General features: G+C 60.6%; 26 protein-coding genes and 2 pseudogenes. 11 read left to right on the top strand and 17 right to left on the bottom strand.

The genetic code is table 11. The features are described 5' to 3' along the window. Window positions 1–295: 295 nt before the first annotated feature. Window positions 296–1,855 carry a nitric oxide reductase transcriptional regulator NorR gene (gene norR / locus B3N48_RS20710; protein ID WP_296187035.1) on the bottom strand — a complete coding sequence of 520 codons (1,560 nt, stop codon included), beginning with the start codon at window positions 1,853–1,855 and terminating at the stop codon, window positions 296–298. Window positions 1,856–2,161: 306 nt separating this feature from the next. Here norR and B3N48_RS20705 point away from each other — a divergent pair, with 306 nt between their 5' ends. The 5 genes from B3N48_RS20705 (at window position 2,162) to B3N48_RS20685 (ending at window position 8,147) form a co-directional block, all read left to right on the top strand. Continuing rightward, the gene (locus B3N48_RS20705; RefSeq protein WP_296187034.1) at window positions 2,162–3,613 is read left to right on the top strand and encodes a UbiA family prenyltransferase; all 1,452 of its coding nucleotides are present in this window, start codon (window positions 2,162–2,164) and stop codon (window positions 3,611–3,613) included. Then, complete coding sequence (locus tag B3N48_RS20700) at window positions 3,610–4,926, top strand: FAD-binding oxidoreductase (RefSeq protein ID WP_296187033.1); 1,317 nt, start codon at window positions 3,610–3,612, stop codon at window positions 4,924–4,926. Before B3N48_RS20705 ends, B3N48_RS20700 begins: the two co-directional genes overlap by 4 nt. 11 nt (window positions 4,927–4,937) lie before the next feature. Then, window positions 4,938–5,678 (top strand): SDR family oxidoreductase, encoded by a 741-nt coding sequence (locus tag B3N48_RS20695; RefSeq protein WP_296187566.1) that lies wholly within the window; start codon window positions 4,938–4,940, stop codon window positions 5,676–5,678. Then, window positions 5,675–6,661, top strand: a complete 987-nt coding sequence (locus B3N48_RS20690) for a lysylphosphatidylglycerol synthase transmembrane domain-containing protein (protein WP_296187032.1) — start codon at window positions 5,675–5,677, stop codon at window positions 6,659–6,661. Before B3N48_RS20695 ends, B3N48_RS20690 begins: the two co-directional genes overlap by 4 nt. Window positions 6,662–6,722: 61 nt before the next feature. After that, on the top strand, window positions 6,723–8,147 hold the full coding sequence (locus B3N48_RS20685) for a DUF2723 domain-containing protein (RefSeq protein ID WP_296187031.1): 1,425 nt from the start codon (window positions 6,723–6,725) through the stop codon (window positions 8,145–8,147). Between the two features lie 214 nt (window positions 8,148–8,361). Here the strand turns inward: B3N48_RS20685 and B3N48_RS20680 are convergent, their stop codons facing one another. The 8 genes and pseudogenes from B3N48_RS20680 to B3N48_RS20645 all read right to left on the bottom strand — a co-directional run bounded on the left by B3N48_RS20680 (window position 8,362) and on the right by B3N48_RS20645 (window position 14,620). Then, the gene (locus B3N48_RS20680) at window positions 8,362–9,057 is read right to left on the bottom strand and encodes a hypothetical protein (RefSeq protein ID WP_296187030.1); all 696 of its coding nucleotides are present in this window, start codon (window positions 9,055–9,057) and stop codon (window positions 8,362–8,364) included. 258 nt (window positions 9,058–9,315) lie between these two features. Beyond that, window positions 9,316–9,651 carry a hypothetical protein gene (locus tag B3N48_RS26960; protein ID WP_414704269.1) on the bottom strand — a complete coding sequence of 112 codons (336 nt, stop codon included), beginning with the start codon at window positions 9,649–9,651 and terminating at the stop codon, window positions 9,316–9,318. A gap of 43 nt (window positions 9,652–9,694) precedes the next feature. Next, window positions 9,695–10,360 carry a hypothetical protein gene (locus B3N48_RS20670; protein WP_296187028.1) on the bottom strand — a complete coding sequence of 222 codons (666 nt, stop codon included), beginning with the start codon at window positions 10,358–10,360 and terminating at the stop codon, window positions 9,695–9,697. Window positions 10,361–10,668: 308 nt separating this feature from the next. Further along, window positions 10,669–10,980: pseudogene (locus B3N48_RS20665) on the bottom strand (glycoside hydrolase family 15 protein); the annotation flags it as partial. A 221-nt stretch (window positions 10,981–11,201) separates the two neighbouring features. Further along, the gene (locus B3N48_RS20660; protein WP_296187027.1) at window positions 11,202–11,609 is read right to left on the bottom strand and encodes a type VI secretion system amidase immunity protein Tai4; all 408 of its coding nucleotides are present in this window, start codon (window positions 11,607–11,609) and stop codon (window positions 11,202–11,204) included. A 140-nt stretch (window positions 11,610–11,749) separates the two neighbouring features. Beyond that, window positions 11,750–11,959: a DUF2945 domain-containing protein gene (locus B3N48_RS20655; RefSeq protein ID WP_296187026.1), complete on the bottom strand. Its 210-nt coding sequence runs from the start codon at window positions 11,957–11,959 to the stop codon at window positions 11,750–11,752. Window positions 11,960–11,979: 20 nt separating this feature from the next. Further along, complete coding sequence (locus B3N48_RS20650; protein ID WP_296187025.1) at window positions 11,980–13,827, bottom strand: glycoside hydrolase family 15 protein; 1,848 nt, start codon at window positions 13,825–13,827, stop codon at window positions 11,980–11,982. Then, window positions 13,820–14,620, bottom strand: coding sequence for an SDR family oxidoreductase (locus tag B3N48_RS20645; RefSeq protein WP_296187023.1), 801 nt, complete (start codon window positions 14,618–14,620; stop codon window positions 13,820–13,822). The genes B3N48_RS20650 and B3N48_RS20645 overlap by 8 nt, the downstream gene beginning before the upstream one ends. 372 nt (window positions 14,621–14,992) lie before the next feature. Between B3N48_RS20645 and B3N48_RS20640 the strand changes: the two genes are divergently transcribed. Then, window positions 14,993–15,925: a LysR family transcriptional regulator gene (locus B3N48_RS20640; protein WP_296187021.1), complete on the top strand. Its 933-nt coding sequence runs from the start codon at window positions 14,993–14,995 to the stop codon at window positions 15,923–15,925. Between the two features lie 304 nt (window positions 15,926–16,229). Here the strand turns inward: B3N48_RS20640 and pstB are convergent, their stop codons facing one another. The 4 genes from pstB to pstS all read right to left on the bottom strand — a co-directional run bounded on the left by pstB (window position 16,230) and on the right by pstS (window position 19,969). Then, complete coding sequence (gene pstB, locus B3N48_RS20635) at window positions 16,230–17,009, bottom strand: phosphate ABC transporter ATP-binding protein PstB (RefSeq protein WP_296187019.1); 780 nt, start codon at window positions 17,007–17,009, stop codon at window positions 16,230–16,232. After that, window positions 17,009–17,887, bottom strand: a complete 879-nt coding sequence (pstA, locus tag B3N48_RS20630) for a phosphate ABC transporter permease PstA (protein ID WP_296187018.1) — start codon at window positions 17,885–17,887, stop codon at window positions 17,009–17,011. The genes pstB and pstA overlap by 1 nt, the downstream gene beginning before the upstream one ends. After that, window positions 17,884–18,879 (bottom strand): phosphate ABC transporter permease subunit PstC, encoded by a 996-nt coding sequence (pstC, locus tag B3N48_RS20625; RefSeq protein WP_296187017.1) that lies wholly within the window; start codon window positions 18,877–18,879, stop codon window positions 17,884–17,886. Before pstC ends, pstA begins: the two co-directional genes overlap by 4 nt. 73 nt (window positions 18,880–18,952) lie before the next feature. Further along, complete coding sequence (gene pstS / locus B3N48_RS20620) at window positions 18,953–19,969, bottom strand: phosphate ABC transporter substrate-binding protein PstS (protein ID WP_296187016.1); 1,017 nt, start codon at window positions 19,967–19,969, stop codon at window positions 18,953–18,955. Between the two features lie 460 nt (window positions 19,970–20,429). Between pstS and B3N48_RS20615 the strand changes: the two genes are divergently transcribed. From B3N48_RS20615 to B3N48_RS20600, 4 genes and pseudogenes are all read left to right on the top strand, one after another. After that, complete coding sequence (locus tag B3N48_RS20615; protein WP_296187015.1) at window positions 20,430–20,750, top strand: hypothetical protein; 321 nt, start codon at window positions 20,430–20,432, stop codon at window positions 20,748–20,750. Window positions 20,751–21,041: 291 nt separating this feature from the next. Further along, on the top strand, window positions 21,042–21,356 hold the full coding sequence (locus tag B3N48_RS20610) for a putative quinol monooxygenase (protein WP_296187013.1): 315 nt from the start codon (window positions 21,042–21,044) through the stop codon (window positions 21,354–21,356). An 18-nt stretch (window positions 21,357–21,374) separates the two neighbouring features. Further along, a pseudogene (locus B3N48_RS20605) lies at window positions 21,375–21,515 on the top strand (OprD family outer membrane porin); the annotation flags it as partial. A gap of 155 nt (window positions 21,516–21,670) precedes the next feature. Next, a complete protein-coding gene (locus tag B3N48_RS20600; protein WP_296187012.1) occupies window positions 21,671–21,934 on the top strand; it encodes a hypothetical protein in 264 nt (87 codons plus the stop codon). A 138-nt stretch (window positions 21,935–22,072) separates the two neighbouring features. On the opposite strand, the gene B3N48_RS26745 is transcribed toward B3N48_RS20600, so the two are convergent. Beyond that, window positions 22,073–22,210 carry a DUF6196 family protein gene (locus B3N48_RS26745; RefSeq protein WP_349677031.1) on the bottom strand — a complete coding sequence of 46 codons (138 nt, stop codon included), beginning with the start codon at window positions 22,208–22,210 and terminating at the stop codon, window positions 22,073–22,075. On the opposite strand from B3N48_RS26745, the gene B3N48_RS20595 reads away from it, so the two are divergent. After that, window positions 22,210–22,464, top strand: a complete 255-nt coding sequence (locus B3N48_RS20595; protein ID WP_296187565.1) for a LysR substrate-binding domain-containing protein — start codon at window positions 22,210–22,212, stop codon at window positions 22,462–22,464. The genes B3N48_RS26745 and B3N48_RS20595 overlap by 1 nt on opposite strands. 24 nt (window positions 22,465–22,488) lie before the next feature. Here B3N48_RS20595 and xylB read toward each other — a convergent pair whose 3' ends face one another. From xylB to B3N48_RS20580, 3 genes are read right to left on the bottom strand one after another with little or no spacing between them, the layout of a single operon-like run. Beyond that, window positions 22,489–23,973, bottom strand: coding sequence for a xylulokinase (xylB, locus tag B3N48_RS20590; RefSeq protein ID WP_296187011.1), 1,485 nt, complete (start codon window positions 23,971–23,973; stop codon window positions 22,489–22,491). 30 nt (window positions 23,974–24,003) lie between these two features. Next, window positions 24,004–25,002, bottom strand: coding sequence for a LacI family DNA-binding transcriptional regulator (locus B3N48_RS20585; RefSeq protein ID WP_296187010.1), 999 nt, complete (start codon window positions 25,000–25,002; stop codon window positions 24,004–24,006). 27 nt (window positions 25,003–25,029) lie between these two features. Next, entirely contained in the window at window positions 25,030–25,971 is a 942-nt protein-coding gene (locus B3N48_RS20580) for an ABC transporter substrate-binding protein (protein ID WP_296187009.1), read from the bottom strand. Window positions 25,972–26,014: the final 43 nt, after the last annotated feature.

Below are 26,014 nucleotides of genomic sequence, written 5' to 3'. Positions count from 1 at the left end.
GCCGTCGTGCCTCCGGCTGCTCCTACAGGTTCTGCGGTGGTTGTAGACACTCGGATCGGCACGGTTCCCGCGATTCGCGGTGGTCGTTAACGTTCGGATCGGCGCAGTTACGGCGATCCGAGGGCGATCACGCCTTCGATCGCTACACAAAACCTGTAGGAGACGCCGGAGGCACGACGGCAGCGAAGAGGCCTTGTCGGGCGCTGAATGATCGTCTGATCCAACATCCGGGTCCGGTCGCAGCGCGCAGCAAACCGGATCCCACTGGGATAGCCGTGGGCTGGAGGTCAGTCTCCTATCGAATCCCCAAGCGCTTCGCCAGCCGACTGAGGTTGGCCCGGTCCACGTTCAATTCGCGCGCGACGTCGGCCCATTTGCCGTTATGTCGGTCCAGGGCCTCGTTGATCAGCTGCGTCTGAAACCCGTCGACCGCCTCTTTCAAGCCCTGCCCCGATTTCATCAAAAGCGGCGTGCCGGTCGACAATGGCGCCGCCGCAGCGGCGAGCGACACCTCGTCTTCCAACCCCAATGCTGACGCCTCGATGGTCAGGATTCGCGGCCGTTCGCGGTGGCCCGATAGCGCCTTCAACACGGCGCGGCTGATCAAGTGCTCCAGTTCGCGCACGTTCCCCGGCCATGAATAGCCGAGCAACACCGCCTGCGCCTCAGGGCTGATGCGCAGGCTGCGCAACCCCATGCGCGCGCGGTTCTCTTCGAGGAAGTAACCGGCCATCAGCAATACATCCCGGCCCCGCTCGCGCAGGGGCGGCACCACCAGCGGGTACACACTCAGTCGGTGATACAGGTCGGCGCGAAAACGGCCGGCGCGCACTTCTTCGGCCAGGTCTCGATTGGTGGCCGCGATGATCCGCACGTCCACCTGATGTTCCTGGTCCGACCCCACCCGCTGCAATTGCCCGTTCTGCAACACGCGCAGCAGCGTGGACTGCACTGGCAGCGGCAATTCTCCGACTTCGTCGAGGAAGATCGTGCCGCCGTCCGCCAGTTCGAACTTGCCGCTGCGCCCGCTGACGGCCCCGGAAAACGCCCCTTTGACGTGGCCGAACAGTTCGCTCTCCACCAGCAATTCCGGCAGCGCGGCGCAGTTGAGGCTGATAAGCGCCCTCTGCGCCCGGGGCGATTGCAGGTGAATGGCTTCGGCGACCAGCTCCTTGCCCACCCCGGTTTCCCCGGTGATAAGTACGGTCAACGGGCTGTTGCCCACCAGTTGGATTTCCTGCTGAAGGCGCCGATGCACCGCGCTTTGCCCGATCAACTCCCGAGGCCCGCGGCCTCCAGCGGCGCGTTTGTAGACCTCGGCCAACTGCCGCTGATCTTCGACACTGCGTGCCAGATGGCTGATGCGTTCGCTGGCCATGACCGTGGCGGCGGCCAGACTGGCGAAGGCTTGCAGATCGCCCAGATCGACGCTGCCGAAACGCGCCGGGTCCAGCGAATCCAGGGTGATGACGCCCCACAACGCGTCCTGCACGAACAGCGGACAACCGAGGCAGTCGTGGACTTCGAGATGCCCGTGCACACCCGCCACCAACCCGTCGTAAGGGTCGGGCAACTCGCAGTCGGTGGAGAAACGTGTGGGCTCACGGTTCTGTACGATCAGGTCCAACCGGGGATGTTCGCCGAGCCGGAAACGGCGACCCAGAGTGTCCGGGCTCAAGCCCTCGACCGACAGCGGCACCAACACGTCGTCTTCGAGCTTGAGCAACGCGACGGCATCGCAGGGCAGGAACTGCCGCAACGAACGCAGCAAACGGCGATAGCGTTCATGGTCCGGCAGCTCGCGGGACAGGTCAGCCACCAGCGGCACCAGAGACAGCATCAAGGGGTGAGTCATAAGGCTCCGGCACACCGTTGGACGGAAAAAACGTGGTCATTATGACACTGGCCTCGGCGTTGGCCACCCTGTGCTGCGGCGTTCGATATCGGTCAACGACGCAAACGGCGCCATTGATCAATCGCCAATAAATCGCCGCGCACTGTTTCAGCGTTGAAACATTTCCCTCGCCAAATGCATTAGTCGGCCAACTTACTATTCTGGCGCCAGACACCTGTCGCACCGCGCAAGCGCCTTTAATTTAAATGAAGTTGAGAAAAAAATTTTTTGTTTATAGTCGACGCGATCCCCAACGGAGCACCCAACATGGCAAGAATTCAGGGAAGAGTTCAGGAAACATTTCCCCCTCTGGTTGTAGATCTGGACGGCACATTGCTGCGGTCGGATCTGCTCATGGAGACCGCCATGGCCTTCGTCCGCAGCACGCCGTTGAAGGCTTTCAGCCTGCTGCGCTGGTTGCTCAAAGGCAAGGCGGCGCTCAAGGAAGGATTGGCCCTGGGCACCGACATCGATGTGTCGGTGTTGCCCTACGACCCGCAGATCATTGAAATGATCCAGGCACAAAGAGCCAATGGGCGCCTGATCGTATTAGCCACTGCCAGCCATGTCAGCCTCGCGGAAAAGATTGCCGAGCATCTTCAACTGTTCGATCTGGTATTGGCCTCTAATGCCAATCGCAACTTGTCCGGCAATAACAAGCGTGACCTCTTAGTTGCCCACTACGGTGAAGGCGGCTTCGATTACATCGGCAACTCCAAAGATGATTTACCCATCTGGAAAGTGTCGCGTCAGGCCTATGTGGTCAATCCGGACTCGGGCGTAGAGTCGCGGGTCACGGCCATGACCCAGGTCGAACCGACGATCCGTACCAACACCGCCAGCCTGCGGGACTGGCGCAGAGCGATGCGCCTGCATCAATGGCTGAAAAACGCGCTAATTTTCGTGCCGCTGCTGGCGTCTCATCGCCTGGCGCAATTCGACCTGATGCGCGACGGGGTCTTCGCGTTTTTCTGCTTTGGCCTGTGCGCCTCCAGCGTCTACATCCTCAATGACTTGCTGGACCTCGACGACGACCGCCATCACAAAAGCAAATGCAATCGCCCCTTCGCCAGCGGACGACTGTCGATCAAGGCCGGGCTGATCCTCGTGCCGACGCTGCTGATCACGGCCTTTGGCGCGGCGTTGCTGTTGCTGCCTTGGCAGTTCTCCGCCGTCATGGCCGCGTATTACGGCCTGACCCTTGCCTACTCACTCAAGCTCAAGCGTCTGATGGCCTGGGACGTGATCGCGCTGGCGATGCTGTACACGGCGCGCATCATCGCCGGGGTGGCGGCGTTCAACCTCACCCTGACCTTCTGGATTCTGGCGTTCTCGATGTTCATCTTCCTCAGTCTGGCGATGGTCAAGCGCTACGCGGAACTGCGCGACGCCCGCGCCCGGGAAGTGAACACGTTTGCACGCGGTCGCGGTTATTACCCGGGGGATCTGGATATGATCGCCTCCCTCGGCGCGTCGTCCGGGTATCTGGCGGTCATGGTATTGGCGCTGTACATCCAGGACGCCAAGACCACCGCGCTGTACGTCACGCCCCACGTGATCTGGCTGGCCTGCCCGCTGTTGCTGTTCTGGGTCACCCGCGTGTGGATGCTGACCCATCGCGGGCAGATGAACGAAGACCCGGTGGTGTTCGCCATTCGTGATCGCACCAGCCAGTTAATCGGCGCGATTTTCCTGCTGATGTTCTGGATCGCCGCATGAGTGCACCTCTGTATTCCTGGGGCCGCTTTCCCCAGCGTCCGCAGCAGGGACACAGCTGCGTCTGGATCGACGACCTGCCCGCGCACCTTGAGCGGGTGATCAGCGATCACCGCAGCAGCCTGCCCTACGGCAACGGCCGCAGTTACGGCGACAGCTGCCTGGCATCCAGCGATCAGGTGCTGCACATGCGCTCGCTGGATAGGCTGATCGAGGCCGACTGGGACACCGGCGTGGTCAAAGTTGAAGCCGGCATCACCCTTGCCGAAGTCCTGAGCGTCGCAATCCCCAACGGCTGGTTTCTCGCCGTGACCCCCGGCACCCAATTCGCTACGGTCGGCGGTGCTATCGCCAATGACGTGCACGGCAAGAACCACCACGTGCGCGGCACCTTTGGCCGTCATGTGCGCAGCTTAGGCCTGTTGCGGCATGGTCAGCCCGAGATGCTCTGCTCCCCCAGTGTCAACGCCTCGCTGTTCGCGGCCAGCATCGGCGGTCTGGGGCTGACCGGGGTCATCCATTGGGCGCAGCTGCAAATGATGCCGATCCGTGCCAGCCAGATCGACACCACCACCGTGCGCTTCGCCAACCTCGCCGAGTTTTTCGCACTCTCGGATGAGCTGGACGACAAACACGAATACAGCGTCGCCTGGGTCGATTGCCTCGCCAAAGGCGCCGAGACCGGGCGCGGTGTTTTTATCGTCGGTGACCACGCGCAATACGGCTCGCTGGCTACCGCGTCTCGCGCCAAATTGAGCATGCCCGTGACGCCGCCGGTGTCGCTGATCAACAAGCTGTCCTTGAGCGCGTTCAACACCCTGTACTGGCGCATGCACCCGAGTCGACGCACGCCAGGGCGTAGCGCCTACGAGCCGTTTTTCTATCCGCTGGATCGCATCCTGCACTGGAACCGCATCTACGGTCGCCGGGGCTTTCAGCAGTATCAATGCGTGATTCCCACGGCCCATGCCGAAGCCGCGATGGGCGAGCTGTTACGAGCCATCGCCGAGGCGGGTCAAGGCTCGTTCCTCGCGGTGCTCAAACGCTGCGGCGACATTCGCTCCCCGGGGCTGCTGTCGTTCCCGCTGCCAGGCACCTCACTGGCGCTGGATTTCCCGCAGAGCGAACACCTGGAAAACGTTGTATTCCCGCGCCTGGACGACATCGTTCGGGCGGCAGGAGGCCGCTTGTATCCGGCCAAGGATGCCCATATGAGCGGCGCGGACTTTCGTCGGGCGTACCCCGCCTGGGAGCGACTGGAAGCGCTGCGCGATCCCTCTCTGATGTCCCGTTTCTGGAGCCGCGTGCTGCTATGAACACACCCCACGTGAAAAAAGTGCTGATCATCGGCGCCACCTCGGCCATCGCGACTGCCTGCGCCCGCTTGTGGGCCACCGAAGGCAGCGATTTCTTCCTCGTCGCGCGCAACGTCGACAAACTCCAGCAGACCGCTGCCGACCTCAAGGGCCGAGGCGCGAAGAACGTCACGCTGCACGAGATGGACGCCAACGACACCGAAGCGCACCCGCTGATGATGGGCCGCTGCCTGACCGCGCTGGGGCAGATCGACATTGCGCTGATCGCTCACGGCACCCTGCCCGACCAGAAAGCCTGCGAGCGCGACGTCCAGCTCGCCTTGCGCGAGTTTGCCAACAACTGCACCTCGGTGATCGCGCTGTTGACGGTGCTGGCCACGCAATTCGAGACCCAGCGCTGCGGCAGCCTGGCGATCATTTCCTCGGTGGCAGCCGATCGCGGACGACCGTCGAATTACCTGTACGGCAGCGCCAAGGCGGCGGTCTCGACCTACTGCGAAGGGCTGCAAGCGCGACTGTTCAAGCTGGGCGTACACGTCACCACGATCAAACCGGGCTTCGTCGACACACCAATGACCAAAGGCCTGTCGCTGCCCGCCGCGCTGCTCGCGCAACCGGCACAGGTCGCGCAACGCATCGTCAAGGGCATCGCCAACAAGGTGCCGACCCTGTACGCACCGGGCTTTTGGGCGTTGATCATGCTGATCATCCGCTCGATTCCGCAGCCCGTGTTCAAAAGGCTGAACCTGTGAACGCGGCGGCTTGCGAAGAATCCGTTCAATTGTCGGGCTGGCGCTACCGTGCCGTGGTGCTGTCGGTGGTGGGCTCGGCGCTGGGTTATCTGGGCTTTTCGCTGTGGGGCGGCTGGCAGGCGGTGGCCGCCGCGGTGAGTGAAGTCGGGTTGATCGGCATCGTTATCGCGCTGTTCATGTCGTCGGTGAACTACGGCCTGCGTTTCGTGCGCTGGCAGGCCTATCTCAAGGTGCTGGGCCACCCCATGCCGTGGCGCCCGAGCCTGAACATTTACCTGGCCGGGTTCGCGTTGACCACCACGCCGGGCAAAGCCGGTGAAGCCTTGCGCGGTGTGTTGCTGAAACGCTGGGGCGTGCCTTATCCGCAGAGCTTTGCGGCGTTCTTCAGCGAGCGCCTGTCGGACCTGTTCGCGGTGGTGCTGCTGACCCTTTTTGGCCTGTCGCTGTACCCCGAGGCAATGCCGATGATCGTGGTCGGCGTCAGCTTGGTGCTGGTCGGCCTCCTGGTGCTGTCGCAGCGTCGTCTGTTGGAACGCCTGACGCTGCTGGTGCCCACCGAGGGCGGCAAAGTGATTGGTCTGCTGCGCCATCTGCTCCAGGTGCTGGTGCACGCGCAGCAGTGTCACCGCCTGCGCCTGATGCTCGGCCTGACGGCCCTCAGCGTGGTGGCCTGGAGCGCCGAGGCGCTGGCCTTCGACTGGATTCTGCATTGGATGGGCGCCGAGATTCCGCTGACCTTCGCCGTGTTTGTGTACGCCTTGGCGATGCTCGCCGGGGCCGTGAGCTTCATGCCCGGCGGCCTTGGCGGCGCAGAAGCGGTGATGGTCGGCTTGCTGGTGTGGAAAGGCATGAACAGCGCCGACGCCGTGGCCGCGACAGTGCTGATTCGTCTGGCGACGCTGTGGTTCGCCGTGGCCATCGGCGCCGTGATGCTGTTCAAGCTCAAAGGTGAAACCGCGCCCCGGCGCGAAGCGGTTCAGTAAGGTTCACGCGCACCGCTTTTCGGCTGCGCGTCAGCGAAAGACAGGGACAGGAGTGCAACACATGGTGGCAGCTGTACGCAATCGACCGATTCTGATCGCCGCGCTGTTGGTGATCGGCGCGATTCTCGCCAGTTTTCTCGCGTCGAGCGGGCCGATTCAGTGGATGGACAACGGCATGTTTCTCGCCGACGCGTCCCAAGGGCATTACTTCAGCCAGACCCTCGGGCCACTGGATCACCCGCTCTACCTGTTCGTCAGCACCGCGCTGTTCGAAAGCTTCGGGCCGCTGGTGCTGAGCTTCATGAACTCACTGCTGCTGATTCCGCTGGCCTGGGCCATCTACCGGCTCGCGAAAGGTGTCGGCGCGACGACCCAGCAAGCGCTGATCGCCGTGGCCGCTGCCGTGTTGTGCCATTGCGTGTTCTGGGTTTCGACCAAAGCCGAGGTGTACCTTCTGCACACGGTGTTGGTGATCTTTGCCTACATGATTGAGTTCAAGGACAAACCGCGTCTGGGCGTGATGCCGGCACTGTTCTTGATCGGCGTGTTGACGGGCCTTGCCGCGGCCATTCACCAACTGACCTTTATCGTGTTGTTCCCGCTTTACGTGCACATGCTCTGGCAGCACAAGGCGCGGATTCTCGTTACCCTGCCCGGTTTCGTCGTCGGTTTCGCCGTCGCCATTCCAGGCATCCTCAATGAAATGCACAACGGCCTGAGCCTGATCGATATCGGCCATCGCTACCTGATCGGCATCCCCGATCGCACCACCGAACAAAGCTGGCAGGGCTCGCTGTTCCGCTTCGACGACATGTGGCACGAGAAAAACTCCGTCATGTTGTTGCTGCTCTCGTTGATCGGCCCGCAGGTGGTCGGGCTGCTGCTGTTCCCGAAACGCCCGGCACTGCGCGTGCTGTGGGCGGCGGCGATCATGAACTTCATCTTCGCGGTGTCCTACAACGTCACCGACCGCTTCACCTTCTTCCTGCCCGGCGCCGTGCTGCTGAGCATTATCGGCGTGATTCAGCTGTACGACCTGCTGCCGCGCAAGGGCGCGGGCCTGGCCACCGCCTCCCCCCTCGCCGCGCCCGTGGCCATTCTTGCGGTATTCGCCGTGTACGCCAGCGGCGCAATTCAGCTGCCCGTGCACAAGGAAACGCTGCCGTTCCGCGATGATATTCACTACTTCATGGTCCCCTACCTCACCGACCGGTCTGCCGAAGAGTTCGTGCACAGCTACGAAAAATCCGCCCCCGAAGGCGCCCTCATCATCGCCGACTGGACCCCCAACGGCGCCCTGCGCTCCGCTCAGGCGAGCGGGCTGCTCAAAGGAAGGACGTTCGAATTGTGTGAGGAAGTGCAGGACATCGATACGTATTTGAAAGGGCCGGGAGCGTATCTGGCGCGGACCAGTTACTGCGACATGATTGGTGAGCGTTTTGCGCTGGAGACGTTGCCGGTGGGGTATGAGTTGCGGGTGAAATAAGCCGATCTTGCGAGTGCTTCACCCATCCCCTGTGGGACCGAATTCATTCGCGAAAAATGTAACAGACGACACCTCTCTATCGCCTGATACACAGCATCGCGAATGAATTCGCTCCCACAGATTCAGGCCCGGTTATGAGTCGCGGGTGACGTGATGGAGCAGTCGGCGGTGGTAAAACCAGAACACCGCCGCCTATGGATGACTTGGCACTGGCTCATGGTGTCATCGTAATGCTGTTGAGCCAGAGTTCTTCGTACCCATTAGCCACTCCAGGGGCTATATCAATGGTGAATCTCAAAGACTTGATTGCTCGCTGCCCTGCTACGCCAAAGTTGACTATTTTTGTCATTCGATCAGGCCATTTTTTGGAATCTTGAGTTTCCACCGATCCATCTGCTTTCAGCGCTTGCACTTGACTCGTTGAAGCCAGCGCACTCGAAGTACGAAAAGGCATACAGTCAAATGAAATGATTGAGTAGGGATTGTCGAACACAAACTCAACGACCACACGCCTGTTCGGAAAACTAGCCGCACGAACGGAGACCTGAATCCCGATCACCGGCGCCTTAAAGCCTGGCAAGGTGCTTACAGTGGTATGAGGATGAAGGATTGCGTGACCACCGGTAGCTGGGTTGGCTCCCGTTGTTCGTCTAATGATGAACTTCGGTCGCTTCAGCTCAGTCGCGTTTGCATTTTCCGTTTCGCCCGCGAAGTCATCAGTACTTTTCCCTTCCACGTTGACGCGCCACGCAGCCGACCGCTTTCCTTTATATTCGGCAGTAAAATTATGCACCCCGGGGGTTAGCCCAACAGACGAAAATTTCCACTTGCCGTTTGCAACGTTGGTCCAGCCCAAATGGCTGCCGTTGTCCAAAACTTCCAATCTTTCCTCTGCGTTGATCGTACCCATGATTAAACTCCCTGTTTTGGCGAAGGTCGTTTTTAGTATGAACACGAACGTGAATTCATCAACCGACACTCTTTGTCCAAAAAAAAGGCAAATTCTCCCGACTGGTCTTTTTCAAGCCGGGACAGTGACTTGCTATTTACCAATACGCATTGGCAATAACAGTTACTTCCATTAAGTCTAAAACCCTCACCGCAGCTTAGTGGCCACCTCTTCATCAAGGCTGAGATCGGTGAACAGGCCGCGAGTCTTCAAGTATCCCTAGTTGTTACGGGCAGCCTGCGGGACGCAATTTTGTACAGCGCCCGCAAGCCAATATCGGAGCGTTGCCACAGACGCGTCAGGCGCATGATCCAGGCGACTTCGGCGTGAATCCTTGATCGGCCGCTCGGGATGAGCCTGTACATTGCGCAACGTCAGCAACGCCAGGCCTATGGTCCACGCAAGAAATCGTCGAATTCCGATGTACCGTGGCGGGATCAGCACGGTGAACTCCAGCGCCTGCACGAGGTGCGCGTTCGCTGTCCCGACCAGCTCCGCTACAGCCTTGCCGTGGCCCGGATGGCGAAACCCCGCCTGCAGATGCCCAGGCTCCACACGATGCTCGTCCAGCAGATCACGCGGCAGCCAGCACACGCCTTCAAACAGAGACTTTGATTGTGTCGACAATAATTCGGACCGCTCCACTGCTTCCCTCAGAAGGTATCAAATTGAATCGCAACGCGCGTATCAAGCGCTCTCCATTGCTCAGAACAATCCGTTGCAGCCCTTCGGTATGGGGTAATGTGAAGCTATTTAAAATGTCATTATGATCATTCAACGTTTCGATCCATCTGCGCGCTTCTAAATGACGTTGCACATAGCAGTCAAAAGTGACGGTTTTCCATAACGAATGGAACGTCATCGTATAGATGCAATCATGGACGATGCCGCTTGCGGACGACCGCTGAGCCGCCAGATCGAGCGCTTTTCCATCGAGCCCCGCATCGGACCCATTTCGGAATGCTTTAGGCCTAAGCGCATTGTCCGGCGTTTGGGGCGCCCAAATCGCGCTGTACCAAGGCTGCTCGAACTCAGTAAAAGGTTCTTTCGGCAGACTCTCAAAATCCTCGAGGTATTCTGAAGCCCCCTGAACGAATAACCAGGGTGTGGAGCCCCTCCCTCGATATCTGCCTACAATCCGGTGATCTCCCTCGTTCAGATTGTCTAAATTAAAAGCCCAAGCGCCCTCTTTGATATCCGCCCAACCAACATGTTTATCCTGATCCAGAATTTCCACTTTGTCTTCCATCGATTCGGTATTCATGTCTCGCCTCCTTGTTTCAGATCAACGTCCCTGGGCAGATTATGAACATAACTGGGCGGATATCAATCCGCTGCGCCGGGCTTCGGGCAGACAGAAATCGCGATGGGAAGACAATTATCAAGCCTCACAATTAGTTATAAATTTTCACGTATGCATTGGAAATAATAGTTACTTCGAATGATTCTAAAAATCGTGAACGCGTTAGGCGAACAGGATAATTTAAACCTTCTCCACGGCGTCTTCCTTACGCATCGCCAGATCCCGGGTCTAGCCACTCTTCACCTCTTACTGCGGCTCGTCTTTCGACGCAGGCCGAGGGGGTTGGCATAGCGGAGCAACTGTTCGAATTCCAGATGGGCCTGTTCCACTCGCCCGGCGCGGGCCAGGCATTCGACGTACCAGTACGAGCAGGCGACGAACGCGCCCTCCTCGCTATCCAGCCCATCGCCATAGGTGTCGTCGTTGCGGTAACGGAAGACCATGCCGTCGCGTACCAAAGTCTTTTCGATGGCCTGCAGGGTCGACAGCCATTTCGGGTCGCTGGCGCCAACGAACCGCACCAGCGGCATGAGCAGCATCGAGACGTCGAGGTTTTTGCTGCCTTTGTGCTGGACGAAATGATCGGTGAGCGCTCTGCGCTGGAGACGTTGCCGGTGGGGTATGAGTTGCGGGTGAAATAAAACGGTTAGAAGAGCAAAGCGCCCCTGTAAGGAGCGCATTCGTTCGCAATGCAGCGGTGCATCTTAAGAAACAGCATCAGATGTACCGCTTCTCGTGAGTGTGTTCGCTTCTATAGGGTTTCCTGTCAGCCGCTCGCCAAGGCTACCCCTTCAAGCGCGGCTCATTGTTCAGGCGCAGGATTATCCTGTCGGTAAGTGTTGTCGTGATCAAAAACCAATCGCCTCACCTGCTCATCGAGTGCTTCGCTGTGGTACAGGTCCAGGCACTTGAGCAGATCGAAACGAACACCCTTCACTTCTGACTCCACAACAGGGTTGTGATAATCCCGATTCAAGTAATCGCTTACCAACTCGGGAACGGCAGACGTGGCTTGGTCCATGTCGTAATGCGTCCAGTCGCGCAATGCGCTTACGCTGCTGCCCGCGTCTTTGACGACAGCGGGACTTGCTTTATACGCAGTGGTGATGCATGTCGCTAACACCATGTCCTTATAGTTCTCCGAGTACGTTCGCCCTCCCGCTTGCGGGGAGTTTCGGCTCAGGTCTTGTGCTTCGGAAGGCGCGCTCATCGCTGACTGCCTACCCTAACAGCGCCCTGCGCCCGGCTAAGGCGAGCTGGCTGCTCAAAGGAAGGACGTTTGAGTTGTGTAGTAAATTCGCGCTGGCAGTTTCAGATCCGGAGCACAGAGAGTATGAAGACAGCGCTGGATCAGGCCTTCTCCAACGCCCCCTCCTTATGCAGCGCCAAGTGCCCGGTCTTGTTGCTCTTCACCTCATACTGCGGCTCCTCCTTCGAGGCAGGGCGATGCTTGCCCATAAACTCCACATCTTTGGTATGCACCTTGGTGACGACACCTTCAACATGCCCGACATCGGAGTTCCAACGTACGTGATCGCCTTTCTTGAATTTATGGGTCATGTGATTGCTCCTTATGAGGGTCAGGGCTGCCAGAGGGTCTGGCTGCCTTCGAGTTTGCGGTCGAGGAAGGTGGCGGCGCTGATGAGCGCCAGGTGACTTAAAGCTTGCGGGGTGTTGCCGAGGTGGTGGCCGTGGGTGTCGAATTCTTCAGCGTAGAGGCCCAGCGGGTTGGCGTAGCGCAGCAGTTGTTCGAATTCCAGATGCGCCTGTTCAACGCGTCCGGCCCGTGCCAGGCATTCGACGTACCAGAACGAGCAGGCGACAAAAGCGCCTTCTTCGCCGTCGAGGCCATCGCCGTATTCATCATCGTTGCGGTAGCGGAAGACCATGCCGTCGCGCACTAGCGCGCGTTCGATGGCGTCGAGGGTCGACAGCCATTTCGGGTCGCTGGCGCCGACGAACCGCACCAGCGGCATGAGCAGCATCGAGGCGTCGAGGTTTTTGCTGCCTTTGTGCTGGACGAAATGCCCGAGGTCGTGGTCCCAGAAGTTTTCCCAGATGTCGTCGTGGATCGCCTGGCGCTCCTTGGTCCAGCGCTCGAAGGGTGCAGGCAGCGACCGTTTGAACGACAGACGCAGGGCGCGATCCAGCGCGACCCAGCACATCAGCCGCGAGTGCAGAAAATGCTGATCGTCGCCGCGCATTTCCCAGATGCCGACGTCTTTGCTGCGCCAGTTTTCGCACAATTGGTCGACCAGGCGCGTGGCGTGTTTCCAGCCTTCGTGGGAGATCGCTTCCCCGTATTTATTGGCCAAGTACACGGCGTCGAGCAGCTCGCCATAGATGTCCAGTTGCGTCTGTTTGTAGGCCTCGTTGCCGATGCGCACCGGGGTTGCGCCGCCGTAGCCGGCGAGGTGCGGCAGGTGTTCTTCGGGCAGCTCTTCTTGACCAGCAAGGGAATAAAGAATGCCGAGCTTCGTGGATTCGTCGCAGCAGTCGCCCATGCGCTCGCGCACCCACTGCATGAAGGCATTGGCCTCGGCGGTGTAGCCAAGGCGCATGAAGGCGTAAACCGTGAATGAGCCGTCGCGGATCCAGGTGTAGCGGTAATCCCAATTGCGCTCGCCGCCCTCTTCTTCCGGCAGGCCGAAAGTCGCTGCAGCAACGATGCCCCCGTGTTTGCGTGAGGTCAGAAGTTTGAGCGCAAGCGCGGAGCGGTTGACCGTTTCGCGCCAGCGACCGCGGTAGTTGGAGTGACGACTCCAGTGCTGCCAGTAATCGACGGTGCTTTTGAGGTCACAATCGCACTGCGTGGCACGCACGTTTTCGTCATCCGCACCGCCGAGCATGAATTCGACGATGTCGCCCTGCTTCATCTCGAATTCGGCAACGGCGGCGTGGCCCTCCAGCGCCAGATCAACCGTGGCGCACAGGCGCATGGCCGGGTGGCCCTGAGCCTGGAAGCGAACGTCTTTGCCGTCCATTTGCGCAGTGGTATCGGCGCGGCTGTAGTCGTGGCGGACGCGGCACAGCATGCGCACTTGGGTGGTGCCGTGGCGCACGTGAATCCGCCGAACCAGGCGGGGCAGATCATCGACTTCATCGGCGATGGGCATCAAGTCGGTGACTTCCACCACCGCATCCTTGGCGATCCAGCGGGTCATCAGCACGTTGGTTTCAGGCAGGTAGAGTTGTTGACGGCGGGCGTCGGGCAGAATCGGCGACAGCTGAAAAATCCCGGCGTCGGGCGTGTCGAGCAACGCGGTAAAAATGCTCGGGCTGTCGAAGTCCGGCCAGCAGCAGAAGTCGATGCTGCCCGTGTCTGCCACCAGCGCCGCGCTGCGCATGTCGCCGATGATGCCGTGGTTCTCGATGGCATTCTGCGGCTCGTCGCGGGAGTGGGGTTGCAGGGGGGAATGCTCAGCCATTGTCGCGGAACTCCGGGTACAGGCTCATGCCGCCGTCGATGAACAAGGTCGTGCCGTGGACGTAATCGGAGGCGTCGGACGCCAGCCAGACCACCGCATTGGCGACGTCTTCTGCCTCGCCCACGCGGCCATACGGAATCAGCTTCAGCAGCTTCTGTTCGGCGTCGCCGCTGGTGGCCTTGGTGTTGATCGCCGTGCGGATGGCCCCCGGTGCAATGCTGTTGACGCGGATGCGCTGCTCACCGACTTCCTGGGCGATGCTGCGCATGAGCAGGTCGATGCCGCCCTTGGAAGCGGCGTAATTGACGTGACCGGCCCACGGGATGACCTGATGCACCGAGCTCATGTGGATGATCTTGCCCAGAGCGCGGGAGATGTCGGGGCGGATCTGCTGCCTGGCGAATTGGCGCAACGCCGCACGGGCGCAAAGAAATTGCCCGGTCAGGTTGACGTTGATCACGGTATTCCAATCGTCAAGACTGAGTTCGGCGATGGGCGCATCTTTTTGCAGGCCAGAGTTGGCCACGAGGATGTCCAGGCGACCGAATGCTTTGAGGGTTTCGGCGAACAACGCGTCGACCTCGTCCTCTTTCGACACGTCGGCGCGAACGGCGACGGCCTGGCCACCATCTTTCAAAATGTCGTCCACCAGTTTTTGCGCGGGCTCAGGGTGCGAATGATAGTTGACCACCACGGCCGCCCCGGACGCTGCCAGCCCACGTGCCGCACTTAAACCCAGACCGGAACTGGCCCCGGTCACCAATGCGACCTGGCCTTTCAAAGAAATCTGCATGGAATGTCGAGCCTCAGATGAGCGTTTCAATGCTGACTGATGGGGCTGGATGGAAGTTCAGTGAGGCTGCACCTGGTTCAGAAAACGACGCAACGCCGCAGGTATGAGCGTGCTCACGAATGCGGCTGAACTGACTGCACGCACAAGGCGGATGTCCCGGCCGCCTCGTGAGCTAGCCCACTCCTACAGAGGCTCGCATCAGGCGGTCCCTCTGCGGCGCGTTGAAAATGAGGGCCATGGCCCTGATTAACCGGCCCGTTTGCGAAACATACGGTTACGCTGGACGGCGGGCGACAGCGCTTCATAAACTGCCGGTCATCATTTCGCAGGCTGTCGAGCAGGGTGACGAATGTCGGGTAACGGGGATCAGGTATGAATCGCAACGAACTGCGCAAGGCCGACATCAACCTGATGGTGGTGTTCGAGACGTTGATGCAAGAGCGCAACGTGACCCGGGCCGCGGAAAAACTGTTCCTCGGCCAGCCCACCATCAGCGCTGCCCTCAATCGGCTACGTGCGCTGTTCAACGACCCGTTATTCATCCGCGTCGGGCATCGCATGGAACCCACGGCGCGGGCCAACGAAATCATCCATCACCTCTCCCCCGCCCTGGACGCGATGTCCGTGGCGCTGAGCCTGACCCGGGATTTCGACCCCGCCAGCAGCGACATGACATTTCGCATCGGACTCTCGGACGATGTCGAATACAGCCTGTTGCCCCCCCTGCTACGCGCTATCCGCGAGGAGGCGCCGGGCGTGGTGATCGTCATTCAGCAGGTCAGCTACTGGAACGTCTCGGAATTGCTCATGTCCGGCGAGATCACGGTCGGCGTCTGCTTGACCCGCGAGCTGCCAGCCAACGCCAAGCGCAAGTTGCTGCGCAGCGTGCAACCGATGGTGGTGCGGGCCGACGATTCGACCGCGCCGTTGACGCTGGACGAGTACTGCTCGCGTCCCCATGTCGTGGTCTCCCACGTCGCGAACATTTCGAGCTTTGCCGATGAATGGCTGGCGGCGATCGGGCGCAAACGCAAGGCGGTGCTGTCGGTGCCGCAATACAGCACCCTCCCCGCGCTGATGGCCGGGACCGATCTGTTGTGCAATCTGCCGGACCACCTGACTCACGCGATGGTCGATGCGGGGTTGTTGAGGGGCGAGCCGCTGCCGTTCATGACGCCCAATCTGGAGCTGTCGATGGTCTGGCTGAGCGTGATGGACACCGACCCGGCGGAACGCTGGCTGCGCAAGCGGCTGGAGCAGTTCATGGGGGATTACAGTACGATCCCGCCTGTGGCACTGGGCTGAAATGCGTGGGAGCCGGCTTGCTGCGCGCGGCGTTCCGACGAAAGCGCGGTGTCAGCCAAATCGAAGTGTCTGAACGCTCGCTTTCGCCAGCAAGCCGGCTCCCACAGTGGATCGCGGGGCATCGGATGTTCCGGTGAAGCAGACAACCTGCCTGAGAGACTGGCTCACACAGGTGCTGCTTCATCGGCTTTCGCCAGCAAGCCGGCTCCCGCACTGGATCGCGGGGGATCGCCTGTTCGGGTAAAGCAGAAAACCTGTCCGAGAGACTGGCTCACACAGGTGCTGCTTCACCGCTGTCAGCTGATCAGCCGAAACGACCGGTGATGTAGTCTTCGGTCTGGGTCTTGGTCGGCTTGGTGAAGATCGTATCGGTGTCGCCGTGTTCGATCAGCTCGCCGAGGAACATGAACGCGGTGTAGTCCGAGCAGCGTGCCGCCTGTTGCATGTTGTGAGTCACGATGACCACGGTGAACTGCTCCTTAAGCTCGGTGATCAGCTGTTCGATACGACCGGTCGAGATCGGGTCGAGGGCCGAGGTCGGCTCATCCAGTAGCAGCACTTGCGGGCGCAGGGCGATGGTGCGGGCGATGCACAGACGCTGTTGCTGCCCCCCGGAAAGACCCTGAGCGTTCTTGTCCAGCTTGTCCTTGACCTCATCCCACAATGCCGCGCCGCGCAGGGCTTCTTCCACTCGTTCTTCCATCTCGCGACGGTTCAGCCGCTCGTGGTGTTTCACGGCGTAGGAGATGTTGTCCTTGATGGTCATCGGGAACGGCACCGGCTTCTGGAACACCATGCCGACATGGCTGCGCAGGCGGTTCATCGAGTAGCCTGGGGCGAGGATGTTTTCGCCGTTGAGCAACACTTCACCTTTGGCTTCCAGCTTCGGGTACATCGAATAGATGCGGTTGAACACCCGCAGCATGGTCGACTTGCCGCAGCCCGATGGCCCGATGATCGCGGTGATGCGCTTCTCGGGAATCGTCATGTTGATGTTCTTCAACGACTGGTGGCCGTTGTAGTAGAAATCGAGGTTGCGAACCTGGATTTTGGTTTTTTCGTCGGCGAGGGAAAGGTTGTTCATCAGGACGCCTTATTGCGCAGAAGAATGAGACGGGAGCTGAGGCTCAGCACCAATACGAAGAGCGTCATGATCAGGGCACCGGCCCAGGCCAGAGAGTGCCAGTCATCGAAAGGGCTCATGGCGTACTGGAAGATCACGACCGGAATGCTGGCGATCGGCTTGAGCAGATCACCGCTCCAGAACTGGTTGCCGAACGCCGTGAACAGCAGCGGCGCAGTTTCGCCAGTGATGCGCGCCAAGGCCAAGAGGATGCCAGTGACCACACCGGCACGGGCGGCACGCAGGACGATTTGCAGGGTCAGTTTCCATTGCGGCACACCCAGTGCCAGCGCCGCTTCACGCATGGTTGCCGGTTGCAGTTGGAGCATTTCATCGGTGGTGCGGACCACCACCGGAATCACCAGCAAGGCCAGCGCCAGCGCACCGGCAAACGCCGAGAAGCCCACGCGATGATCGGTCACGGCGCTGATCGGCAGGATCACTGCAGTGTAGACAAACAGGCCAAGCACGATGGACGGGGCCGACAGCAGAATGTCATTGATGAAGCGCACCGCATTGCCGAGTTTGCTGTGACGCGCGAATTCCGCGAGCCAGATACCCGCCATCAGCCCGATCGGTGTGCCGATCAGCAGGCCGAGACCCGACATCAGGAAGCTGCCGTAAAAGGCGTTGGCCAGACCGCCCTCCGCGCCGGGCGGCGGGGTCATTTCAGTGAACAGGCGCAGGTTCAACGCCTGGAATCCGTTGACGACGGTGGTGATCAGAATCCACACCAGCCACAGCAGACCGAAGACGGTCGCACCGCAGCTCAGGACCATCGCGAGCTTGTTTTTCAATGCCCGCATGCGGTACAGGTTTTCGTTGTCGGCCTTGCTCATACACCCTCCTTGCGCGACAGACGGGACAGCATCAGGCGGGCGATGGCCAGCACGATGAAGGTGACGACGAACAGCAGGAAGCCCAGCGCGATCAGCGACGAGCGATGCAGGTCGGTGTACGCCTCACTGAATTCGTTGGCGATCACCGAGGCGATCGAACTGCTCGGCATCATCAGCGATGCGGAGAACTGATGGGCGTTACCCAGCACGAAGGTGACCGCCATGGTTTCGCCCAAAGCCCGGCCCAGTCCGAGGAACACACCGCCGACCACCGCCGTGCGGGTGTACGGCAAGACGATGTCCCAGACCACTTCCCAGGTGGTGCCGCCCAACGCGTAGGCCGACTCTTTCAGGGCGACCGGGACGGTGCGGAACACTTCGGTCATGACCGAGGTAATGAACGGGATGATCATGATCGCCAGCACGATACCGGCCGTCAGCATGCCGATGCCCAGCGGCGGCCCCTGGAAGATCGGACCGATCAGCGGCAAGGCGCCGAGGTAGTCGTTAATCCAGGGGGCCAGGTAGGCGGCCATGAACGGGCCAAAGACGAACAACCCCCACATGCCGTAAATGATCGAAGGAATACCCGCCAGCAGTTCCACGGCGGAAGCAATCGGTGTGCGCAGCCATGGCGGCGCTACTTCAGTCAGAAAAATCGCGATGCCGAAGCTCACCGGAACGGCGATCAGCAATGCGAGAAAGGACGTGACCAGCGTGCCGTAAATCGGCACCAATGCACCGAAATGGCCGTTCACCGCGTCCCATTCGGTACTGGTAAGAAATTCGAAACCAAAGGTTTTGAACGCCAGGGCGCCGCCCCAAAGCGTCGAGCCGGCGATGCACGCCAGCAACAGCAGCACCAACAGAGCCGCGCCGAACATGATGCGCCGGAACCAGGCGTCGTGTCGGTGATCGCGGGCCGCGCGTTTTTCGCTCTCGGATGTCACATCCGGAATCACAGCGGACATATATTGGGTGTTCTCAGTCATGGTGGGTCCACTCGCAAGGAAACCCTGTCACCGAGCGCTCGGTGACAGGGATTAGCCGGATAACGTCGAGTTGTTACTTGAACTCGGCCTTCCAGTAGTCTTCGATCTTGCTGACCAGCTCTTTCGGCAGTGGCACGTACTCCAGGGACTCGGCTTGAGCCTGGCCGTTTTCCAGGGACCATTTGAAGAAGTCGAAAGCGGCTTTGCTTTCTTCAGCCTTCTTCGGCTGCTTGTACATGATGATCCAGGTAGTCGCGGTGATTGGCCATGCGTCAGCGCCCGGGGCGTTGGTCATGATCAGGTTGAAGTCCTTGGCGCTTGCCCAGTCAGCGGTAGCGGCGGCAGCGGCGAACGCTTTGGCGCTAGGCTCAACGGTCTTGCCGGCAGCGTTTTCCAGCTTGGCGTAGGAGATGTTGTTGGTCTTGGCGTAGGCGAATTCAACGTAGCCGATCGAACCCTTGATCTGCTTCACGTAAGCCGCCACACCTTCATTACCCTTGCCACCCACACCGACTGGCCACTGAACGGCAGAACCTTCGCCTGGACCGGCTTTCCAGTCAGGGCTGACTTTGCTCAGGTAGTTTGTGAAGTTGAAGGAGGTGCCCGAACCGTCCGAACGATGAACCACGGTGATCGCGGTTTCTGGCAGTTTCAGGCCTTTGTTCAGCGCAGCGATCGCTGGATCGTTCCACTTGGTGATTTTGCCCTGGAAGATGTCAGCCAGGACTTTGCCGCTCAGTTCCAGCTTGCCGGTTTCGATGCCTTCAACGTTGATGACGGGAACAATACCGCCGATCACGCTCGGGAACTGACCCAGGCCGGCGGCCTGCAAGTCTTCGGCTTTCAGAGGGGCATCGGAAGCACCGAAATCAACGGTGGCTGCTTTGATCTGAGCGATACCGCCGCCCGAACCGATGGACTGATAGTTCACCTTGTTGCCGGACTTTGCGCTGTACTCGGTCGCCCATTTGGAGATGACTGGGAACACGAAGCTCGAACCAGCACCAGTGACGTCCGTAGCGTGTGCCATTCCGGACAGGGCCATCGAAGCCAGCAGGAGTGACAGGCGTGTTTTTGTCAGCAGATTCACGGCAATACCTCAACAAGAGAATGTGTATGTGGGGTCGCAGTCGAGACCCGATGCAGATTTAAAACCCGAAACATTTCTGTTTGATGACAGTCTTTAGACAGGGACCGATTTCGCGCCCTTCCTGTAGGAGATTTCGTACGACCTGTCGCCGCTCACCCCTGTATTCATTGGGTCTGAACGCAGTCGTTGAACAGGTGACAAATTAGTATCAATGGGCCACACCGCGGCAAAATCGGTGACAAAATCCCTGTCATTTCGGGGTGTATGTGACAAAACGGAGTCAGAGTGCCCCGTGTCTTGGGGGTTGGTCCTGCGTGAGGTCAATCAGAGGTGGCAGGCAAATGAGCAAGGTGTTTCGAAGTTTTTCCAAATGGCGTTCATGACCGTTCGTCGGCGTCAGGGCACGTCTTTGAAAGACGACCAGACCAATGTGTATCCACAACCGAAAGGGATTCACATCATGAACATGAAAACACTGACGGCCTTGACCCTTGCCAGCCTGATGGCGGTCGCTACCGGTTCCGCTTTCGCGGGCTCCACCGGCCCAACCGACCCGGTCAATACCACCACAGGTCCACGGGACAGCAGCACGGGCCCGAACACCGACGGCACGCCGAAAACCGGTAACAGCTCCACCCCAGGCACCAAAGGCATGGGCAGCTCTGACGGCAACGGCGCAGGCGGCCAAGGCGGCGGCATGTCCAATGGCAACGGGATGGGCGGCAGTGGTGGCGGCGCCGGCAGTGCGGGTGGCGCAGGTGGTTCCAGCGGCAGCAAATAAAGAGCTTCGTGCCGCCAGTGTTGAATGGGAAGCTGTAACCCCCATGCTGTGCGCGGTGTTTAGATGCTCTAGTTAGCCGTCTCGAATCGCTGTAAAGAGGGAGCGAGCCCTTCGCTCCCTCAGCCCCTCCACTAACTCCCTAACGCCTATCTTCCACTAGCTCCATAACTCCTTTTCTGTGCTCGACATTGGCCCCTCGTTCAATCCTTCGATTGGCCACTGGCATTTGTGCCGTCCCCCACTAATATGGCTCCGTTGAAAGACGCTATCGTTTGCGACGGAGACATTCGCATGACCCTCGAAACCCGCAACACCGTTCGGATTCACGCCGCCCACGGCCGCTTTGAAGAGCTGGGCGTTTACCTTGCCGGTGTCGTCGAGCACCTGCCCGCTGTGTCCGGCTGCTTGAGCAGCACCCTCAGTCGCGATGCCCATGACAACGATGTGTGGGTCATTGACGTACGCTGGCCTTCCTGCGAAATCATGGCCGCTCATTTCGCCAAGCCGAGCAATGAAGGTCTGAATGGGCTGTTGAGCAACCACTTCGTGCGCCAGGTGTCGTTCGACAGCGACGCAGAACACTGTAACTTCCCGGCAGGCCGCTGAATTTGCCTGGGCCCCATGGCCAAATACGCGGTCCAGCAGGGACCGGCGAAAGACCTGTCATTTCGCATCCGACAGGCCGGGCATCCGGGCAATGCCGATCAGGCGGAGGGCGATCAGAACGAGGTTCGCCTGATCGTGGACTACCCCATTTCAATCCTTCGAGCGGAGGGGCAGCGTAGCCGCTGGCAGCTATGGCATAGCGTGACAGCGGTCTATGCGAGGCGCTGCCGCCCTCAATTTTTTGCGCGAACTGCCGATACGCCATTCGTAGCGCCCGAAGATCGGGCGGGATTTGATGAACGAAAGGCACAGGCATGTACGACATTTATCTGCTGGTAGAACACGGCCGCGACCAGGGCGAAGTTTCCGTTCTTGGCTGGTTCGATGACGAACGCGCCGCCAAGGACACGGCAGAAGCGATGGAATGGAAGGCGTACCGCGAAGAATCCAGGCGCCACCATCAATGGTCCAGCCAACCACTGCTGCCGCCAGACCAGACGCCGCACCGACGTTTCTGGGTCAAGGGGATCTCCAAATTCAGCCACACCCCAGCCCCAAGGTCATGGGCGGTGCATTGAGGTGGATCACGCTCGGGTCGGTCGTCAACGACGACCCGACGGTGGCCTGATGGCGTCTGATACACCTCGCTCATTGGGTCGATGAACGCCTATGCGGCCGATGATGAAGTCGGTAGCGATCCACCGCGCCCGAGTCAGTCAGGCAGCGTGTCCGTCCACCAACCCCTGGACGTCAGCGAACACCGCTGACGCCAGACCCGCCGGCACACCCCAGTAATCGAAGATCCCCCCCTCCTCCAGGTGTTGGCCGCAACCAAGGCACGCAAACCTTCGCAATCCCCGTTTCGAGTCGGCTGAACGTCAGCAACACCCTGGCCAAGGTCAACGCCGCACTGGCGGACTTCGGCATCACCCTCTGCGTCGAAGACGTACTCAAGCCCTACGTGCAACGAGGTGAACTGGTGGCGCTTTTCGAAGACTTCGAGGGCCCCACCTACGCGGTCAACCTGATCTACCCGGCCGACCGTCGGCCTTCGGCCAAAATCAGGCATTTCATCGACGAAGCCATGACAGCGTTGGGCCCGACGTGAGGACCGCAGCGCAGAGAGGCGTTGCTACCGATGCAAGCCTCGCGCCGCAGGCAGTAACCCTTGAAACTGCTGATACCGCGCTCGCAACACTGGCTGCACATCGGCCATGGGTCGATACCTGGCCTTGATCGGCATGCCCCGTTGCAGCACCTTGGCGCCCTGCCCGATCGCCATGAAGCCCAGCTTCGCCGCGCCAATGCAGGCGCTCAATTCGCTGCCGTGCAAGGTGTACACCTCGCGGTCGAGGATGTTCGCCAGCAGCTGCGCCCAATAGTGACTTCGCGCGCCGCCGCCCACCAGCGCACAGGCGTTGACCGAGGCCCCCGCCGATAACGTTGCGTTCATCGCGTCCAGCAACCCGAACCCGACGCCTTCCAACACCGCGTAACCGAGCATCTCGGGAGTGCTGTCGTGGCCCAGGCTCATGAAGCCGCCGCGTAGCAAAGGATCGTTGTGGGGCGTGCGTTCACCTGCCAGATAAGGCAAAAACAGCGGTGCGTTGTCGGCGACCGGCTGGTCGACAGGCAGGGTCGCTTCCACCCTCGTCAACAGCGTCTGCTCGTCCGGCTGGCCCAACAATCGGCTGATCCAACGCAGGCAGCTGGCGCCGGCCAGCATCGCGCCCATGGTGTACCAGCGGTTGGGCAATGCGTGGCAGAAACTGTGCACCGCGCTCGGTGGATGGCCGGCGGCGTGATCGGTGATCGCGACGATGGCGGCGCTGGTGCCGAGGGTGACGAAGGCATCCCCCGCGTTGATGGCGCCGATGCCTACCGCCGACACCGGATTGTCGCCGCCACCGGCGGCCACCGGCAGCTCGACAGGAAGCCCGAGCCCTTGCGCAGATTTCGCCCTGAGCCCACCCGAGCGTTGATCGGCTTCCAGCAGTCTCGGCATCTGCGCCAGGGTCAAACCGGTGGCGTGCAACATCGGCGCGTACCACTCGCGCCGCTCGACATTCAGCCACAACGTCCCCGCAGCATCGGACATGTCGCTCACACGCTCGCCCGTCAGCAACAGGCGCAGGTAATCCTTGGGCGATAGCACGCAGTCAATGCGGGCAAACAGCTCGGGCTCGTGCTGTTTCAGCCACAGCAACTTCGGCGCGGTCAGCCCGGCCATGGCCAGACTGCCAGTCACGCCAGGGTAGTTCGGAAAATCCCGGTTCAGTTGCTCGGCCTGGGTCACCGCCCGCGAGTCGTCCCAGAGTATCGCCGGATACAGCACCTCGTCGGCTTCATCAAGCAACACCGCGCCATGCATCTGTCCCGACAGCCCAATGCACGCGATACGACGCCAGGCCTCAGGCTGATCAGCGCGCAACTGCTCAAGGACGGCAACACAGGCGTGCCACCACTCGGCGGGGTCCTGTTCCGACCAGCCCGATTGTCGGCGGGACACACTGAGTCGCGCCCCCGCTTGCCCACACACCTCTCCCTCGGCGCTCATTAGCACGGCCTTGAGCTCCGAGGTGCCGAGGTCGATACCCAGCGAGACAGCATGGCTCATCGTTGTTCAGTTCCTGTCAGCGAAAGACGCTCAAGGGCATCCACATGAGTTTCGGATACGCAAGGTCGCCGCCAGACGCTCCGAGCCCCGCCTGCCCTCCGGGTGGTCGATGCGCTGCAACAACAGCTGCACAGCGCGCTCACCCAACGCCTGCACCGGCTGGGCGACGACGCTCAAACGCGGGAGGAAGAAATCGGCCCAGTCGAAATCGTCGAACCCCACCAGCGCCATCTGCTCCGGCACGGCAATTTTTGCGTCCCGCAGCGCATGCATCGCGCCAATCGTCATCAGGTTATTGGCGGCCATGATGGCGGTCGGCGGCGTTGGCAGCGTGAGCAGCGCCGCAGCCGCCTTGCGCGCCGACTCGCTGTTGGATTCGCCGTTCACCAGCAGCGTCTCGTCAAACGCAAGACCGGCATTTTCCAGCGCCAAGCGATACCCGTCGATGCGCTCTTCGGTGGTGCTCAAGCCGCGATGGCCAGCGATCATCGCGATACGGCTGTGGCCATGGCCGATCAGGTGGGCCACCAGTTCGCGGGTCGACTCACGATTTTCGACCCCGACCTGATCGAAGCCGTCCGCGGCCAGTCGGTCCACCAGCACTGTAGGGATGGCGTTCGCCTGCAGATAGGCCAGTGCCGCCTGTTCGGGATCGCTGGACGGTGCCAGAAGAATCCCGTCGACACGACGATGGTGCAGCGCCTTGACCACGTGCAATTCCTGCGCGGGATCGTCGTGGGTGTCGACGAACAGCATCATGATGCCGTGACGCGCGCATTCGGTTTCGATGGCGTGAACAGTCTCGCTGAAGTAGTGGTTGGACAGCGCCGAGATGGCCACGCCGATGGTATTGGTGCGCGAGCGGGCCAGCGAGCGCGCGAGGGTGTTGGGGATGTAGCCCAACTCCCGCACCGCCTGCTGCACCGCATCCACCGTTTCCGGGCTGACCTTGCGCGTGCCGTTCAGCACGTGGGACACCGTCGAGGTCGACACCCGCGCCCGTCGCGCCACGTCTTCCATTTTGACCACTGCCGGGCCTCCTCCCTGTTCGCTGACTCAGTGCTTGCTCGACCAGCCGGTGTAGGTGCCGACATTGTCGCGGGTGATCAGCTTCGGCGTCAGTTGCGTGACGGCCTCGGCCGGTTTCTTGTCATTGAGCAGATCGTTGCCGATGACCACGGCCTGCTGCGCCATGGCCCACGGGTCCTGGCTCGCCGAGGCCTGAATCGAGGACTCGGACTTCAAGGCGTGCTCGATGTCCGGCGCGCCGTCCACCGAGGTGATGATGATCCCGGTGCGTTTGAGTTGCCGCGCCGCGAGGTCGCTGCCGATGGCTTGCGGGTCGTTGATCGCGAACAGGCCGTCGATTTTCGGGAGGCGCGTGAGGTAGCCCTGCATGGCGTTCAGGCCGCCGTCGCGGGAGCCTTTGGCGTCCTGATCGTCGGACAGCACCTTGATGTCCGGCGCCGCGGCGAAGGCCGATTTGCACCCGGTCACGCGGTCGGTCACAGCGGTCACTTGCGGGCCGTTTTCGATGATCACGTTGCCCTTGCCCGAGAGCTTGTCGACGATGAACTGGCAGGCGAGCTTGCCTGCTTCGACGTTGTCGGTCTGCACGGTGGCGTCTACACCGGTGGCGCTGACGTCGACGGCAACGACCTTGATGCCCGCGGCCTGGGCTTTCTTGATGGCGGAGGCGATCGCTTTCGGGTCCACGGCGTTGATCAGGATCAGGTCCACGCCCGCTGCAATGAAATTGTCGATTTGCGAGAACTGCTTGCTCAGATCGTAATCGGCAGAAACCGAGGTGACCTTGGCGTTGGGGTTGATCTCCAGCGCCTTGGCTTTGGCGCCGTCGGCCAGGGTCACGAAGTACGGGTTACCCAGCGAACCGAGGCTGATGCCTACGGATTTCAGCTCGCGGGCCTCGACGCCCTGGGACAGCAGTGCCGCCAGGCACAGGGACACAACAGCCGGAAATTTGCGTTTGACGTTCATGATGCCTCTCTTGTGGTTATTGTCAGAGCCAAAGGATGAAACC

It is taken from the genome of Pseudomonas sp. UBA1879 (assembly GCF_002338065.1).
Lineage (GTDB): Bacteria > Pseudomonadota > Gammaproteobacteria > Pseudomonadales > Pseudomonadaceae > Aquipseudomonas.
Note: the sequence above shows the minus strand (reverse complement) of the source record. Positions and strands in the feature narration are given on the sequence as shown.